14 protein-coding genes are annotated in these 15,667 nt (G+C 43.5%); 12 read left to right on the forward strand and 2 right to left on the reverse strand.

Translation table 11 applies throughout. The features are described from left to right. Positions 1–746: 746 nt before the first annotated feature. The 9 genes from ACRC32_RS00425 to ACRC32_RS00465 all read left to right on the forward strand — a co-directional run bounded on the left by ACRC32_RS00425 (position 747) and on the right by ACRC32_RS00465 (position 11,780). A complete protein-coding gene (locus ACRC32_RS00425) occupies positions 747–2,243 on the forward strand; it encodes a hypothetical protein (RefSeq protein WP_438552132.1) in 1,497 nt (498 codons plus the stop codon). Then, a complete protein-coding gene (locus ACRC32_RS00430; protein ID WP_438552133.1) occupies positions 2,240–3,325 on the forward strand; it encodes a hypothetical protein in 1,086 nt (361 codons plus the stop codon). The genes ACRC32_RS00425 and ACRC32_RS00430 overlap by 4 nt, the downstream gene beginning before the upstream one ends. Continuing rightward, on the forward strand, positions 3,310–4,143 hold the full coding sequence (locus ACRC32_RS00435) for a hypothetical protein (RefSeq protein ID WP_438552134.1): 834 nt from the start codon (positions 3,310–3,312) through the stop codon (positions 4,141–4,143). Before ACRC32_RS00430 ends, ACRC32_RS00435 begins: the two co-directional genes overlap by 16 nt. Before the next feature lie 156 nt (positions 4,144–4,299). Next, positions 4,300–5,667: a cellulase family glycosylhydrolase gene (locus tag ACRC32_RS00440; protein ID WP_438552135.1), complete on the forward strand. Its 1,368-nt coding sequence runs from the start codon at positions 4,300–4,302 to the stop codon at positions 5,665–5,667. A gap of 150 nt (positions 5,668–5,817) precedes the next feature. After that, complete coding sequence (locus ACRC32_RS00445) at positions 5,818–6,171, forward strand: MGMT family protein (protein ID WP_438552146.1); 354 nt, start codon at positions 5,818–5,820, stop codon at positions 6,169–6,171. A gap of 222 nt (positions 6,172–6,393) precedes the next feature. Beyond that, complete coding sequence (locus ACRC32_RS00450; protein WP_438552136.1) at positions 6,394–7,128, forward strand: 2-phosphosulfolactate phosphatase family protein; 735 nt, start codon at positions 6,394–6,396, stop codon at positions 7,126–7,128. A 351-nt stretch (positions 7,129–7,479) separates the two neighbouring features. Next, the gene (locus ACRC32_RS00455) at positions 7,480–9,672 is read left to right on the forward strand and encodes a transglycosylase SLT domain-containing protein (protein ID WP_438552137.1); all 2,193 of its coding nucleotides are present in this window, start codon (positions 7,480–7,482) and stop codon (positions 9,670–9,672) included. A gap of 230 nt (positions 9,673–9,902) precedes the next feature. Beyond that, positions 9,903–10,994, forward strand: coding sequence for a choice-of-anchor X domain-containing protein (locus ACRC32_RS00460; RefSeq protein WP_438552138.1), 1,092 nt, complete (start codon positions 9,903–9,905; stop codon positions 10,992–10,994). 534 nt (positions 10,995–11,528) lie between these two features. Further along, complete coding sequence (locus tag ACRC32_RS00465) at positions 11,529–11,780, forward strand: hypothetical protein (RefSeq protein WP_438552139.1); 252 nt, start codon at positions 11,529–11,531, stop codon at positions 11,778–11,780. 2 nt (positions 11,781–11,782) lie between these two features. On the opposite strand, the gene ACRC32_RS00470 is transcribed toward ACRC32_RS00465, so the two are convergent. Further along, on the reverse strand, positions 11,783–12,232 hold the full coding sequence (locus tag ACRC32_RS00470) for an acyl-CoA thioesterase (protein WP_438552140.1): 450 nt from the start codon (positions 12,230–12,232) through the stop codon (positions 11,783–11,785). Positions 12,233–12,461: 229 nt separating this feature from the next. Here ACRC32_RS00470 and ACRC32_RS00475 point away from each other — a divergent pair, with 229 nt between their 5' ends. Both ACRC32_RS00475 and tatC read left to right on the forward strand, forming a co-directional pair. Then, the gene (locus tag ACRC32_RS00475; RefSeq protein ID WP_438552141.1) at positions 12,462–13,133 is read left to right on the forward strand and encodes a TetR/AcrR family transcriptional regulator; all 672 of its coding nucleotides are present in this window, start codon (positions 12,462–12,464) and stop codon (positions 13,131–13,133) included. Positions 13,134–13,234: 101 nt separating this feature from the next. Further along, positions 13,235–14,035 (forward strand): twin-arginine translocase subunit TatC, encoded by an 801-nt coding sequence (gene tatC, locus ACRC32_RS00480; protein ID WP_438552142.1) that lies wholly within the window; start codon positions 13,235–13,237, stop codon positions 14,033–14,035. Between the two features lie 12 nt (positions 14,036–14,047). On the opposite strand, the gene ACRC32_RS00485 is transcribed toward tatC, so the two are convergent. After that, the gene (locus ACRC32_RS00485; protein WP_438552143.1) at positions 14,048–14,326 is read right to left on the reverse strand and encodes a ComF family protein; all 279 of its coding nucleotides are present in this window, start codon (positions 14,324–14,326) and stop codon (positions 14,048–14,050) included. A gap of 113 nt (positions 14,327–14,439) precedes the next feature. On the opposite strand from ACRC32_RS00485, the gene ACRC32_RS00490 reads away from it, so the two are divergent. Next, positions 14,440–15,588, forward strand: a complete 1,149-nt coding sequence (locus ACRC32_RS00490; RefSeq protein WP_438552144.1) for a tyrosine-type recombinase/integrase — start codon at positions 14,440–14,442, stop codon at positions 15,586–15,588. Positions 15,589–15,667: the final 79 nt, after the last annotated feature.

A 15,667-nucleotide genomic window follows, 5' to 3' on the forward strand; every position in this document is an offset into this window, starting at 1 on the left:
GTCTATCTGTGGGTTTGCCTAACAAAGTTTTCAATTAATTCTTCTGACTCCTGACTCCTGCTTGTCAAAATCTAACAGGCAACATAGATTGAGATAACAAGGTAGCTTGCTATATAACTTTTAATTGGTTGATTGTAAAAACATCACTGACAATTATAGTTCCGATTTTGTTTCCAGTTTTCAAGTTTTAAGACCGAGCGACCGCTTCACCTTTAGCCTATATCAAGCTACAAATATTCGCTCAATAAAGTATAAATAACTACTCGGGTTATGGTATAAATAAAAACAGTGACTCAAAGCTATGGGCAACCAATTATGTCGTATTTCTAGTTAGAAGCTTTGCCTGAGTCCATATATACGTAGAGTATATGCATGAACGTGCAGCATATGAAAAAACATAACTACTTAATACATGCAAGCTGGAGCAAATGGCAACAGTTAGATCGAGTATATCGAGAAAAAAGTAGGTGGCAAGTCAATAGCAGATGGATCGATCCTGCTGCCTCCTGCACGAACAGAGAAATCATGAGAAGGGAAGGTCTGAGTCCTGCCACCAGAATTTCCAATCTGATAGCTGGGAATTCAAGGTAGGTAGAAGCCCGCTCCGATTGTATCTCCCTGCTCTCCGCTTGCTGCACGAGTGGCAACAAGAACAATAGTTTCATTAGCACGGTCAAATGAATTGGACGCGAGATAGCCGCGACCGATTAACGTAAATAAATGAACTATCTTTGGTCAATTCCGACATGCCTAATCTTTTGAAAGGGCTAAGTGCAGGGGCAATCGCTCTAATCGGGCTGGGTCTGATTTTGGCTTGGCTAGATATGAGTGGCTTTTCTAACTACGACACAGAGTTTCTGGGAGCAAAAGCACTGCAAGCCCTCAATGGAGCTGAACCCCGATATCGGGCGATCGTGTCCATTTTCCCGCCGTTACTGGTCTATTCCACGTTGATTGTTGGCTCGGCGATTACCTTGCAAGCCTTGCTAGGGGCGATCGCAGTCGGGTTAATTGTCTGGCAGATGGGCAATATTGCCGTTCCTTCGATTTGGCGTAGCGTTTGGACTGTCTTAATTGTCTTGAACCCCGCTTTTAGCTTAATGCTACTGCGAAGTCCAGTTTGGGTTGCCGTGACGATTTTCTTGATGCTGCTGATGGCAGTGCTATGGATGTTGGCGAAAGGGCAAGAAATACCATCGCTACCGACTACCTTACTCTTAGTTCTGTTAGGACTGGGATTAGCGCCCCTAATGCTACTGCGTTACGAAGCTTGGCTAATTTTACCCGCAATCGCCTTAATCGTTTTGCTGTTATTTCCTACCGAAGCTTGGGATTTTAAAGTAACGGCAATTTTAGTCACCCTATTCATGAGCCTCGTCCTGATTGCGACGTGGTTGTATATGAACTGGATGTTTACTGGAGATGCCTACTATTTTCTCAACAGCCATTACAGCGGGATGAGATTGGCAGAAACTAAAATCTTCTTGCAACAAGAAGATTTTTTGAATAGTTGGTGGCAGAGCTTCGCTTGGCTGGTACAAGTCGTGCCTGTATATTTAGCGATCGCGGGTTGGACGATCTGGAAATCGAAACAAAAGCTGTTATTTACAGCAATTTTACTATTGCCAGTCATGCTTTTAGTAGCTGGATTTTTCCAGGGAACCTTTATGGCAGAAGTCAGCCGCTTTGGAGTTTTTTTAGGAATTCTACCAGCGATCGTCCAACTCCAAACCCCAACTCAATTCTGGCAGCGTTCCTTGCTGACAGCAGCTTTAGCTGCCAATTTAGCGATCGGTGTGTCTTTCTTACAACAAGATCGGGTCATACCAGAAGAAGCTATTTTTTGGCGACAGATCTTTCGTCAAGAACATTTGACCACAATTCCAGTACAACAATGGCTGCAACAAAAACAGGCACAAAGGCAAATTGCTCAGGTGTTGTACGAAAAACTTTTACCAGGTCAAAAGGTATTGCTTGACGATGCAGTTAACTTTCCAGTTATTTACATGCTCAATGATGCTAGCTACTTTATTTTGCCTTATCAAAACGAGTTTTTCTTGGCTCTACAACAGCCAGATTTGCTGACAGATTATATTTTGATTCCAGGGGCGCAGACTCGCGGTAGCGAGCAAGACCGGATTTTATCTTATTGGCCTCAACTGACTGAAACCACACTGCCAGGTTTTCAAGAGGTATTTGGCAACCCACACTATAAGCTTCTGCAACGCCTTAGCCCACCATGAACCGCTATTCTCGTCGTCAATATTTGCAAGGTTTGTTTGCCACTTCGATGCTGCTAACATTTTGCGATCGCCGTTTTGCTGGCAAAGAGCCAGTATTGCAAGCGGGCAACGCTACCCGTTGGCATCTTGGTGTTGGAGCAGATCCGGCTCAACTCATAGGAGAGATTAAAGCAAACCCCGCCGTGCGAGAATTAGTTCAAGCTTGGTCGCCTGATTTTCTCACTGGGTGGCTCAACTGTGTTAATGGGAAACAAGGCGATTTGAGTTTCTGGCGAATTTGGCATCGTCAAGGGTTGCTATCAGCTTGGTTTTCTGCTGGTTACAGCTTGCAAGTCATTACCTGGGAAGATGATACTAAACTACCTACGGGAGACTATCACATTTCCCAGCAATATTTAGAAGACTTGGAAGAATTGGCTGGATACATTCGCAAAGCCAATCCTAAAGGCAGACAAACCTACTGGACGCTAGCAACTGAATTTTCCTACTGGCGCGTACCCGCAGATACGTATAACGCCCAAACCGAGAAATACTACCAAAAACTGATGCAAAATCTTTTGCAGGCGAGGGCAGTTATTAAGCGTCAGTTGCCTAGTGCTTGGGTAGCCCCTAGTTGGGGTGGATGGATTGTGACGTTTGATTTTCCCGCTCGGGGTAGCGGTAGAAGCATGATTCCCCCTTTTGCCCAGATGATGCAGCAAATGGATGGTATTGCTTTTCAATCGATGCGACCCAGACCAGCAGGGGAATTTAACCCAGAAATTCAGCGCCCCGACCCAGGCAACCCCGAACAAATTCGCCAGTGTTGCGAAATTTTTTCCAAATACCGCAAATCCTTGATGGTGTCGCACTACGAGCCTTCAATCAAAGAATTTCATCCCAATGGGGGTCGTGCCGATACGGTGACGCGAGACTTTGCGATCATGGCACAACCGAGTTGGTTAAAAACGGTTTCTGACATGGGACTAGATAAGTTTTCTTTAATGCACTACGGTTTGTACAAGAATAATCCCTATAATGCCCTAGATGCCGCAAAGACTTTTAAAGGAGTCATACAGGAGGGAGAATGGGCTTTAGGGTAAAGCACCTCAAAGGAGCGATCGCTACAGTGTTACTCAGCGGAGTATGGGCGATCGCAGACACATTGCCAAGTTTAGCAGGGGGATTTACTCAACCAAAAAACTTCAACTTCACTTCCCTCAGCTATAGCAATTTCGATACCGACACTTTTCACAAACAAGAAATTCAGTTTTATCTAGAACATGGTTTACAAGACAATTTGACCTTTATTTTCAAATCACCCTTTGCTTGGTCGAAAAATGACGACAGAGGCGGAGATGAAAATTCAGGCTTTGCACCTCAAGAAACTGGTATTCGCTGGCGCTTCAACCGCGATCCCTACTGGGCAACAGCCTTACAAGCTAATATCATCCTACCTTTAGGTTACGATGCTGACGACGATCCCTCCGGTGCGGGGAATCAAGATGTTGGCGTAGAAGTGAGTTTACCCGTCAGCCGAGGTTTTCAAGTTGGCAAACAGCGTTTTGGTTATGGAACTGTAGAAGTCGGCTATCGCGATTATTTCGGCTCGTCTAGCGATGAGTTGCGTCTCACTGGAGAACTCAGCGTCGATATATTGCGTCGGTTCGCCCTCGCAACGCAATTTTACGGGATTTATCGCTTGCGAGAATCAGATAACGAAGATTTTTCCAAAATCGGCGGACAGATGCGTTGGGGTGCGAATGACAATTTAACTTTGTCTGTAGGTGGTTTTAAAAACCTAACTGAATTTGGTGGCAGTTTTGAAGCTCAAATTTGGTATACATTCGGAGCTGGGAAAAAGGCAGAATCAGAAACACCTGCGCCCCCTGCGCCCCCTACAGAACCAAAATCACCGTGAAGAAAGTCAAAAGTTGAAAGTCAAAAGTCAAAACTTTATCGTATTGATGCAGCAAACAGTTAAATTAAGTCTGGTGGAGCAAACGCTTATGAAATTAAGCTAGCGAACATGATACTCTAATTCAGTTTATTTTAACTTTTAGCTTTTGACTTTCCTATGAATCTAACTAGAAGGCAATTAATTCAAGCTGGATCGTATGCAGCGATGGGAGCGATCGCCACTCATTTACTGCCTGCTAACAGTGCAGTTTCCGAACCTTTCTATGGAATTAATGCTTTCTATCTCTTGACAGAAAGCTATCGGAAAGCAAAGGAAAATCCTCAAGCTAATCTACGTCAAACTATCCGTAAATACCTGCAAGACGAATTGGGATTAGCTCGATTACGCGATCGCAGTAAAATTAATGCAATTCGGTTTCTTGCTGGTAATAACTATCCCTCAGACAAAAGACAAACTGTAAAAAAGGGAGTCAATCGACCGTTTCATTTTGATGCCATGCTGTGGACGACGGCTCAACAAATGGATCGTCGAGTGCTAGAGGTTTTAGACGCGATGATGCAGTCATTAGCCGAAATGGAATTTTATCTCGTGCCTGTTTTGGCTAACTATTGGATCGAGTACGGTGGTATTCTTAGATATTTAGAATGGGTAAGCAAAATCGATCGAGAAGAATGGTTTGACGCTTATTGCAACCGCAAAGATGAAGAATATTATTTGAAATATAGCCTTGATTTTTATACAAGTCCAGCAATTGAAAAATTATTTCAAACTCACATTAAACCCGTACTTCAAGTTTGTCGAAAATATTCTCAAGTAGCAATTATCGATATTATGAACGAACCACGGGGTAAGAATCGCTACAGTATGGAGAATCAAAAGATTGAAAACAATTTGTATTCTCATCAAATAGTGGCTCAGTGGTTAAATCGCCAAGCTAGTTTTGTGAAAAGGAGTTTGCCAAAAGTTAATATTACTACAGGTGAAGAGGGTTGGTTGAATTCTCCTATAAACTTGCAATTAAATTATCTCAAAAACGAAAGCCAGTATTATGAAGGAATCGATCTAAAAACTAATCTGTTTGCGCCAAATAGTACTTTGACAATGGGAAGCATCCATATGTATACCCATGAAGCAGTAGAATTTAACAAACCTAACGAGTGTGGTAGACAATTCCGCGATCGCCGTGGTTGGGATTATTTACTACAACCAGATCGCCCCCAGACTCCCGAAAGTTACGTAAAAATGGGAGAAGAATGGATTAAATCTCGCGCTACTGTATTTGGTAATAAACCTTGGTATTTAGGAGAAATGGGCTGGTGTCGCTGTCAGTCAGAGACAGATCGTTCTCCTCTCCCAGCTACTGTATTACAAAAAGAACGAATTCCAATTTATCGAAACTGGGCAGAACAGGCTTTTCAATTGGGAGCAAAAGGCGTATTTTTGTGGGAATTAGCAGGGATAACACACCGCGATGAATTTTACGCCATGAACCTGAATCAAATTATTGACGTATTTCCACGATGAAACAGTGACTGGTGGCTAGTGGCTAGTGGTTGGAGATCAGGGGAAAAGAGAGAGTCGCGGAGCTGAGAAAGCGCAGGGTTGCTGGGGGAGAGAGCAACTACCAACTACCAATTACCAATTACCAATGACGCTCATCACGGATTGCTATTAGTGTCTACCTACAATACCATCTACAATATAGTGCGCCAAATTCCTAGAGGAAAAGTAGCCACCTATGGACAAATAGCAGACTTAGCAAATCTCTATGGTAAAGCTCGTCTAGTCGGCTATGCTCTTTATCGCGTAGATAAAAACTCCGATATTCCCTGGCAGCGAGTGATTAATGCCAAAGGCGAAATCTCCTATTCACCTCTGCGACATGGTGCAGACTACTTGCAAAAATCGTTGCTAGAGCAAGAAGGAGTAAAATTCAACTCAGCCGGAAAAATCAATCTCAAAGAATATCTGTGGCATCCTTCTAGAGACATGCTGCATGAAACTATCTTAAGTTCGCTCGATCTATAGAAATTTATAATCGTATGTATTTGAATTTCTGAATAGTACAAAAGACACCACATATTGCAATTGAAAGGAAAAGCTAGAAATAGTACTTGTGCAGCATAAACCGTTCGCGATCGCCCTTCTCATTCAAACTTAGCAAGCACCAAAATCAAAGATAATTGTTAAACAATCTTTGGTAAGATTGCGGAAGTTTGAATTAAATTTAAAATTATAGGGCGCTCCCCCGTGAAGCTATACGTCTATCACACTCCAGAATTAGTACCTGGAGACTGTAACCCAGATTGTGCGATCGCCGTAGACGTACTCAGAGCCACGTCTACCATAGCAACTGTTTTAGCCGCTGGTGGCGAAGCCGTTCAAGTATTTAGCGATCTAGAACAACTCATGCACGTCAGCGATAAATGGTCGCCAGAAAAACGGCTGCGGGCAGGAGAACGAGGCGGGGGAAAAGTTGCAGGCTTTGACATGGGCAATTCTCCCCTCGACTGCACCCCAGAAAAAGTTGAAGGTAGACGATTATTTATTAGTACAACAAATGGGACTCGCGCCCTACAAAAGATCGAGAATGCTCCAACTGTAATGGCAGCAGCTTTGATCAATCGGGCAGCAGTAGTAAAGTACGTGTTAGAAAAACAACCAGAAACACTATGGATTGTGGGTTCGGGTTGGGAAGGCAGTTTTTCATTAGAGGATACAGTTTGTGCGGGGGCAATCGCTCAGAGTTTATGGGAGAAGACTAGCTTGCCAATCGAAGAAATAGCAGGTAACGATGAAGTTATCGACGCGATCGCACTATTTACCCAATGGCAAGATAAGTTATTAGAGCTAATGCACCAAGCCAGCCACGGTAGGCGATTATTACGCCTAGACTGTCACGAAGATCTGAAATACTGCTCTCAGACCGATATATTAAATGTGGTTCCGATCCAAAAAGAACCTGGGGTTTTAGTCAAGTTGTAATTGATGCCAACGCTGATTCTATCTCCGCGTTACACAGCCAAGCTTGGGCGAATAGAATTCGCACACCAGTTGCTACAACGGGGGTTCCTCCCGCACGCAACTGTCTTCCGCAACGCACTGGCTTGACTACACAATCAAAGTTCGCCTGTGCGGACTCATGAAAAATTAAGGGTTTTAAACCCGCGCAGGCAGGTTTTGTCTGTTTAGCTGCGATTTTTCATCGCCCAAGTGCAAGACATGACATCAAACTAGAGAAAAAATTAAAAGCGATCGCAGCAGCCAGTTGCCAATTGGGAATGCTAGATTGGCAGAGATTTAATCTAAAGTTCAGGTTAACTAAACTTAATCTTTATGTTGCAGCGACGATCTTATGCTTTTGCCGCTGGGGTATGCTTATTTATTGCTCTACTGGGCGTACCGCTAATAGTTGCCAACTACAATAACTATCGAGAAAACGGAATTGCTCTGCTGAAACCGCAAGGAAAAAACGGCTTAGATATTCCAAAATCGGGAGTTTTATCCCTAGTTTCTGTTTCTCCCAGCCAAAGAGCAGCACAATTACAAGCGATCGCCCAACAATCTAACTCTCGCGATCGCAGCCGCGCCCGTTACCTTCTAGCGAGCGACTTTATCATACAACGGCAAGGGGACAAAGCGATCGCGGTTTTGCAAGATTTAGAAAAAGATTATCCCGAACTAGCTGCTCATATCGCCCTCAAACGCGCCCAAGCGTATTCTTTGATGGGAGATAAGGTAAGAACTCAAGCCGCTTGGCAAGACTTACTCCAGCGCCATTCTAAAAGTCCGGTAGCAGCAGAAGCCTTGTTCGTACTAGGAAAAAACGAACCGCAATATTGGCAAGAAGCGATCGCCTTATTTCCCAGCCATCCCCGCAGTTTAGAAATTGCCCGTTTGCTACTGCAACAAAATCCCCAGCAGCCGCGATTGCAGTTACTTTTGGCGCAATCTGACTACCAGAAGCCGGAGATCGTCCCTGTTTTAGATCGCTTAGTCAGTCAGTCGGCGGCGCAACTCAAACCCCAACATTGGCAAACAGTCGCCCAAGCTTACTGGGAGAATCGGGAATATGGTAAAGCTGCTGTCGCCTACGCCAAATCGCCTCGTACCCCCCGCAACGTTTATCGCTGGGGCAGAGGATTGCAATTGAGTACCAAACAAACAGAAGCTATTTCTGTTTACAAACAACTAGTAGCTGCTTATCCCAACGCAGAAGAATCTGGAATGGCGCTGATGCGATTAGCGCGGATATCCAAACCAGCAGAAGCGATGGCTTATTTGGAGCGAATTGTCAATCATTTTCCCAAACAAGCAGGGGAAGCACTAGTAGCAAAAGCGAATTTACTCGACAACCTGAATAGCAAACAATCTGCTGCCAAAGTCCGACAATTCTTATTAGATAAATATGGCGATTCAGAAGCCGCCGCCGAATATCGCTGGCGAGTTGCACAGGACAAAGCTGCTAAAAAAAATTATCAAGCAGCAACGAGATGGGCGGAAGTTATTCCCCTACGGAACTCCGAAAGTATTCTTGCACCCAGAGCGGGTTTTTGGGTAGGAAAATGGGCGCAGAAATTAGGTAAAAGCGAAAATGCCAAAACTGCTTTTGAGTCTGTTTTGAGTAAGTTTCCTCAATCTTATTATGCGTGGCGATCGGCTACACTTTTAGGTTTAGATGTTGGTAGCTTTACAACCGTGCGTCAGATAAATCCCGAATTTTTATCGTCTCAACGTGTTCTCCCGCCTGCTGGTTCTCCTGCTTTAAAAGAACTCTATCAATTAGGACAAGATGCTGAGGCTTTAGCATTATGGCAAGTTGAATATAGCAATCCCGAACAGCCAACTGTAGCCGAACAATTTACTAATGGCTTGATGCATTTAGCTAAGGGAGAAAATTTAATTGGAATTAATGAGATTTCTACTCTAGAAGATAGAGATATTCCCCTAGAAAAAGCAGAGTATCAAAATTTGAGTAAACAGCTAGGCTATTGGCAAGCGCGTTATCCTTTTCCTTACCTACCATTAATTCAAGCCTGGGCGCAACAACATCAGCTCAATCCGCTTTTAGTTACGGCTTTAATTCGTCAAGAATCACGTTTTGAACCGAAAATTCGTTCCGTAGCTGGAGCAGTAGGATTAATGCAAGTCATGCCTAGTACAGCTCAATATATAGCAGAAAAGATTAACGTACCTACTTACAATTTAGAAAATCCCCAGGACAATATTCAACTAGGAACCTGGTATATGGATTACACCCACAATCGGTTTGATAATTATTCATTGTTGGCGATCGCGAGTTACAATGCGGGTTGGAGCAACGTAGAAAAATGGTTAAAGCGTTTCAATACTCAAGATCCTGATGAATTTGTCGAATCAATTCCTTTTGGAGAAACGCAAGGATATGTGCGTCAAGTATTCGGGAATTATTGGAATTATCTGCGATTATACAACCCACAAGTTTCTCGATTAGTTGCTAGATATTCTGATGTACATCCCTCAATGTCAATTGATGTAGCAAGTAAGTAGATCCCCCCTAGCCCCCTTAAAAAGGGGGGAATAATACCTTCCAATTCATCGGGGGGTTGGGTGGAGTGAGTCTTAACCGAAAGGTATTGGTGAGGAGAGCCTGCTAAATCCTTTTGAAAAAAGCTATTTACTTTACACCAGGCAGAAATCTGGTGAAATCACTGTTGGAATGAAAATAGACTCAAGGATAAATTTGCTCTAGGCGATCGCAAATCTAGGCTAATTTTAACATGAATAAAGTTACGAAAAAGCAAGCTCAATTTATCGGGATGTTACTAGCTTTATCTACTGTAATAACCTCTTTGCCTGCTAGCGCACAAACTGAAAATCCGTATCAACTTATCGATTTTCGTAGAATGCAAGAGCAAGAGCAGAAAAATTATATTTTGAAAGCTTCAACCGAGCGAATTGAGGGTAGTGTAATTATAGACGATGCAAACGAGATAAATTTAATTTTTGGCAATCTCTCGAAAAATATTGAAGTTGAATTGATTTCTCCTAGCGGCGATCGCTTTTCTCAACGCACTCAAACTAGTGCAAAATTCCAAAATATTTTTTTGATATTTTCTCCAGATTCATCAGGATTACAAATATTTAAATTCTCTAAACCTCAGCCTGGAAAATGGAAATATATCATTCACAAAAGAGTTCCTATTGATATACAACAAAATATTATATTTACCTTATTAACAGATAGTTCTATTTTTGCTGGTATACAAGGTGCGAGAGAAGAAAATTGGTTAAATAGCAATATTAAATTAGAACTAGCAGCCTTAGAAGATAGATATCCAATCAAACAAATTGCAATTAGTACTTTAATTCAAAGTCCGGGAGATCGAACGTTACAAAAGCAACCTGTTAAATTCCGTGATGATGGCTTAAACGGCGATCGCGCTGCTAATGATGGTATATTTACCGCATCTTTCAAAGCTAGGGAACCTGGAGAGTTTCAGGTAAGTGGGAATGTAGAAGGGAAAACTTCAAAAGGCAATTTATTTCAGCGCCACGTTTCTACAGATTTCACAGTTATTCGCAGAACTGCTAGGTTCTTAAAAGCGTTTAGCGATCGCGGTATCGATACTAACGGTGATGGATTATTCGCTCGCATGATCGTATCCCCTGCTATTCGCGTTTTAGAAGCTGGAGAATACTTTATTAGAGTGACTCTCAAGGCTAGCAATGGCGAAACATTCTTTCAGAATACCAGAGTTAAGTTACCAATTGGTAATGTCAGTCCTGAAATTGAATTTGATACCGAAGATATCAAAAAATATTTAAAAGTTGATGCTCCTTACCAGGTGAGTGAGGTATTTTTAGAATGAGATGCCTACGCTCTCAAAGATCGAGCTACTAATTTAGGTGAAACTAAAGCTTACAAAATAGCACAGTTCCAACGGGAAGCAATTCTATTAAATGGTAGTGCTAAACCTGTAGGAATAGATATTAATAATAACGGTAAATTTGATTATCTAGATATTACGATACCTGTAAACTTTCTCTATAGAGGTGATTATAGGTGGAGTGCTTCACTAGCAACAAAAGATCGTACAGTAATTGATATATCAGGGGGAGAAGGTGCGTTTGCTGCTGGAGACTCGCAACTGAAACTCAGATTTAATGGTGCAGCCATAGGCGATAAAAAACTTCTCCCTCCCTACATTATTCAAGGTTTTATCGCGTACGGTGGTGGTAGGTCTTTAAATACAGATGACGATCTTCCTATTCCCAACTTTACAGCGGCTCAATTTGAAGGATTTATCCCAGATCGGGAATCACCAAAAATTAATTTTAGCGTAGAACCTCTTATTCTTAAACCAGCAGACGATCGCCTAGTAGAAATAAAAATCAACGCCCAGGTGAGCGATAATATCGATCCGAATCCATCACATAGCATCAGCTCAATTACAACCAACGACGGACAAATTGTTAGAGGCGATCGCTTAATCTCAGAAGACATTGAGATTAATTCAGATGGACGGATTTTTCTCAGAGCAAAATCTAAAAACGGACAACTGAGAATTTATACGATTACCTATGCTGCTAGAGACAGTGCTGGCAACTTAACTCAAACTAGTGCAGAAGTCAAGGTTTTGCCAGAAGATAAATAGAGCTAAACTCTTGCTGTTTCTCGATTAGAATTAGCGCTAAAATCAGAAACTACATAAGAACTAAATAATTCTCGTTCCTCCGTTTGCAATCGACGCGGACGCTTAGTTTCTCGATCGATGAATAGTCCTTTTTGCTGTGCTTCTGCTACCAACGTATTATCACCATTAAAAAAGCGAAAACCTAGTATGGCAGATGCAGCTCTGAGTTCAGAAAGCCATAACTCTAAGCGCACGCGATCGCCTAAATAGAGAGGATTTTTGTAAGTAATATTTGTTTGAACTAAGATAGGCACAAAACCGCGTTCTGCGATCGCGTGAATTGGCATTCCTACCGCTTCTAACAACTTAGTTCGTCCGATTTCCATCCACTGCTGATAAACAGAATTATTCACATGACCGACAAAATCGATCTGATAGGTGTAAATCTCTAAATCTAAACAAATCTTCTTCATTTCTCTTATACTTCACGCCTATTCTACGAAAAACACTTTGCGCCTCTGCTACGGACACTTTCACGCGACATGCTTCAATGGGGAGAACCCCCACAACGCAGTCGCTCCTCAACGGGGGAAACCCCCGCACGGAAGTGTCCTCGCCTTTGCGCGACCAAAATTCACTTAAGTCACCACATAGTGACAAGGTATCATAGTCACCAGGCAGTGACAATAGTACGATTTTTCGATGACGCGGGATAAAGAGGAGACAAAAGCTAGAATTCTAGCAGCAGTGGGCAAATTACTAGCAGCATCAGGGTTTAGACAATTAGGCATCAATGCGATCGCCCGCGAAGCACAAGTCGATAAAGTGTTAATTTACCGATATTTTGGCAGCTTGCCAGAGCTACTGCGGGCATTTGGTAAAAAAGGAGATTATTGGATTAATGCCGAAGAACTGATCGATAATGGCGTAGCAGCAGATTCCTGGGACGAAGAAATGGTAAGAATGCTGTTGCAACTGTCACAAGACTTACAAGAGCGTCCAATTACGCAAGAAATCTTACGTTGGGAGCTTTTAGAAGGAAACGAGTTAACGGAGGAACTAGCACAAATCAGAGAACAAACAGCGATCGCCTGTTTAGATTATTTAAGGCAAAACTACCCTACATCCCAAAATCGCGATCTTCCAGCGATCGGCGCAGTTTTAATTGCGGGAATCGTCTATTTAACATTGCGATCGCGCATACACTCATCCTTCCTTGGCATAGATCTAACTTCACCGACAGGCTGGCAACGAATTGAAGCAGCAATTAGATCGATGGTTCAAGCAACTGTAGAGGGGGAGTCGGGAGTCGGTAGGGGCGGGTTTAGAAACCCGCCCGTACGGGAGTCGGAGAAGAGAGAGTCGCCCAGCTGAGGTGGCTGAGGGGGCTGAGGGAGCAACTACCAACCACCAATTACCCACTACCTCTCACACAACAGATACAATATTCATCAGATATGGAAATGGCTTGAGTAATGATACCACCCTCTGAAGTTGACACTGCATCTCAGGCAGATGTAAATAACGACATCGAGCCAGCGGTTCAACAGCAAGATTCTTATCTGAACGAACTGCCTGACGAAGTGGAAATGTCCCTGTTCGAGCATCTAGAGGAGTTGCGGCAGCGGATTTTCTATGCCCTAATTGCTGTAGTCGTAGGGGTTATTGGCTGTTTCATAGCCGTCAAACCGATTGTCAGATTATTAGAAGTGCCAGCACAGGGAGTTAAGTTTCTACAACTGGCTCCAGGCGAATACTTTTTTGTTTCGATCAAAGTCGCAGGCTACAGCGGTTTACTGGTAGCCAGTCCATTCATCCTGTATCAGATCGTCCAGTTTGTTTTACCAGGATTGACACGCCGCGAACGCCGCTTAATTGCACCAATCGTTTTAGGTTCTACCGTGCTGTTTGGAGCCGGATTAGCCTTTGCTTACCTGGTACTGATTCCAGCTGCCTTAAATTTCTTTATCAGCTACGGAGCAGATGTAGTAGAACAACTATGGTCGATCGATCGCTACTTTGAATTTGTCTTGCTATTCATGTTCAGCATCGGTTTGGCTTTTCAGATTCCGATTATCCAAGCCTTACTCGGCATATTGGGTATTGTATCTTCTGCCAAAATGCTGTCGGGATGGCGCTTTGTCTTTCTAGGTGCGGTAGTCTTGGGGGCAGTATTAACACCCTCTACCGATCCGATGACTCAATCTCTGCTCGCGGGTGCGGTGCTGGCGCTCTACTTTGGTGGTATTGGTATAGTGAAAATTTTGGGCAAATAAGATTTGTTATTTTTAGCCCTTTCCTTTCAACGTAGCAGCGATCGCCACGACTCCAAAAACTTGAATCCCCTCTTGACGCAAAGTCTGAGCGGCTGAGCGAGCTGTTGCACCAGTTGTATAGATATCATCTAAGATCAAAACTGGACGTACAGGGCGACGGTGACGAAAATCCGACCCGAGGTGAAAGGCTCCAGCTAAATTTTGCTCTCGCTCGTTTCCAGGTAATTCAAACTGGCGTACAGTTTGGCGCGTGCGCTCCAGTCCTTGCGATCGCAATTTTAGCCCCGTCATCTGACAAAAACTCCGCGCTAATAACTCTGCTTGGTTGAAACCACTAGAGGCTAAACACAGCAAGACTTTGACACCAATATCCTCTCACTCATACTCAGTTGGAGCGTACTCAAGTGGGAAGGAGAAGGAAGGTTACGCAGGTACACGTTGAAGTCGCTGGCTTTAGCTTGCGGCTTAGGTTCAGACATAGAGGCAAGCAGCACACGTTTCATCCAGGTTTGAGAGATTGTGATGAGGGTAGGAAAGAGGCGCAGGTAGTAGCCAAGCGGGTAGAGTTGGATTTGCTAGCAGGCAACTTTGACCCTACCTTCAGGAAATACAAAGTCAGCGCTGGTGGTGGGGTAGACGTGCCACCACCTATCAACGCTGCTCCCTTTAGTCGCATCAAAACACCGTCAAAGACAGTAGAAGACTTGTTTGAAAGCTTTCTAGCCTACAAGCGAGAAATTCTTTACAAATCCAGCCTGCAAAGGTACTCAGCACTGCTCAAACACATCGTCTTTAGTGACATTGGGAAGCTTCCAGCCTCAGCCCTAAGCCAGCATGATGTCGCGCTATTTGTTAGCTCAATAAAAAGTAAGTACGCGCCAATATCCCTCAAGCAACGGCTGATTCTACTAGCTGCTTGCTGGGACTGGGCGGAACTACCAAATAACTCCTGGAAAGCCGCTGTAGAAGCTGTGAAAGTGCCTCCCAAGATGAGGGCTAAGGTTTTTACACAACAAGAGGTACAGGCTATTCTAGGTGAGATTGAACGGACATTTCCTCACTATTGGGGATTTGTCCTATTTTTGTTTGGTACTGGTTGTAGGCTTGGTGAAGTCATAGCACTTTTGTGGAAGCACGTCAGCGAAGACTGCTCAACGATTTGGATTGGTGAGGCGGTGACAGCATTGGATGGGCGAAAACCAACAAAAACAAATCAGGCGCGTATCATCACCCTCAACCCGGGTCTACGTGAATTGCTGCTGGGGATGAAGCCTATTGGTGCTAGACCTGAAGACCTGCTGTTTACTACGGAAAGAGGCAGACCCATCATGTTAAACAACTTCAGGCTTCGGGTATGGAAACCAACTCTACAGGCGTTAGATATACCCTACCGTCCTGCCTCCAAAGCACGCGCAACATTTGTGACCCATTGCCTCCAGAGCGGTATGGCTCCTATTGAAGTCTCAGCATTATCAGGTCACTCAACTCAGGTGATGTACCAACACTATGCAGGATTGCTTAGCGCCCCACAAATTCCAGAGTTATACCAATAAATTTAGTAACAATAATGCCATACCATATTGACGGGATTAATGTCAAGCAAGTGTAATGAAAATTACGGTAGAATAGATG

The organism is Chroococcidiopsis sp., assembly GCF_051657925.1.
GTDB lineage: Bacteria > Cyanobacteriota > Cyanobacteriia > Cyanobacteriales > Chroococcidiopsidaceae > Chroococcidiopsis.

What these genes read in the sequence shown, in the direction of transcription:
- ACRC32_RS00475 (WP_438552141.1), top strand. Translation starts at nt 12,462, where the DNA reads ATGACGCGGGATAAAGAGGAGACAAAAGCTAGAATTCTAGCAGCAGTG.
- ACRC32_RS00435 (WP_438552134.1), top strand. Translation starts at nt 3,310, where the DNA reads ATGGGCTTTAGGGTAAAGCACCTCAAAGGAGCGATCGCTACAGTGTTA.
- ACRC32_RS00430 (WP_438552133.1), top strand. Translation starts at nt 2,240, where the DNA reads ATGAACCGCTATTCTCGTCGTCAATATTTGCAAGGTTTGTTTGCCACT.
- ACRC32_RS00440 (WP_438552135.1), top strand. Translation starts at nt 4,300, where the DNA reads ATGAATCTAACTAGAAGGCAATTAATTCAAGCTGGATCGTATGCAGCG.
- ACRC32_RS00485 (WP_438552143.1), bottom strand. Translation starts at nt 14,326, where the DNA reads ATGACGGGGCTAAAATTGCGATCGCAAGGACTGGAGCGCACGCGCCAA.
- ACRC32_RS00470 (WP_438552140.1), bottom strand. Translation starts at nt 12,232, where the DNA reads ATGAAGAAGATTTGTTTAGATTTAGAGATTTACACCTATCAGATCGAT.
- ACRC32_RS00455 (WP_438552137.1), top strand. Translation starts at nt 7,480, where the DNA reads ATGTTGCAGCGACGATCTTATGCTTTTGCCGCTGGGGTATGCTTATTT.
- ACRC32_RS00460 (WP_438552138.1), top strand. Translation starts at nt 9,903, where the DNA reads ATGAATAAAGTTACGAAAAAGCAAGCTCAATTTATCGGGATGTTACTA.
- ACRC32_RS00425 (WP_438552132.1), top strand. Translation starts at nt 747, where the DNA reads ATGCCTAATCTTTTGAAAGGGCTAAGTGCAGGGGCAATCGCTCTAATC.
- tatC (WP_438552142.1), top strand. Translation starts at nt 13,235, where the DNA reads ATGATACCACCCTCTGAAGTTGACACTGCATCTCAGGCAGATGTAAAT.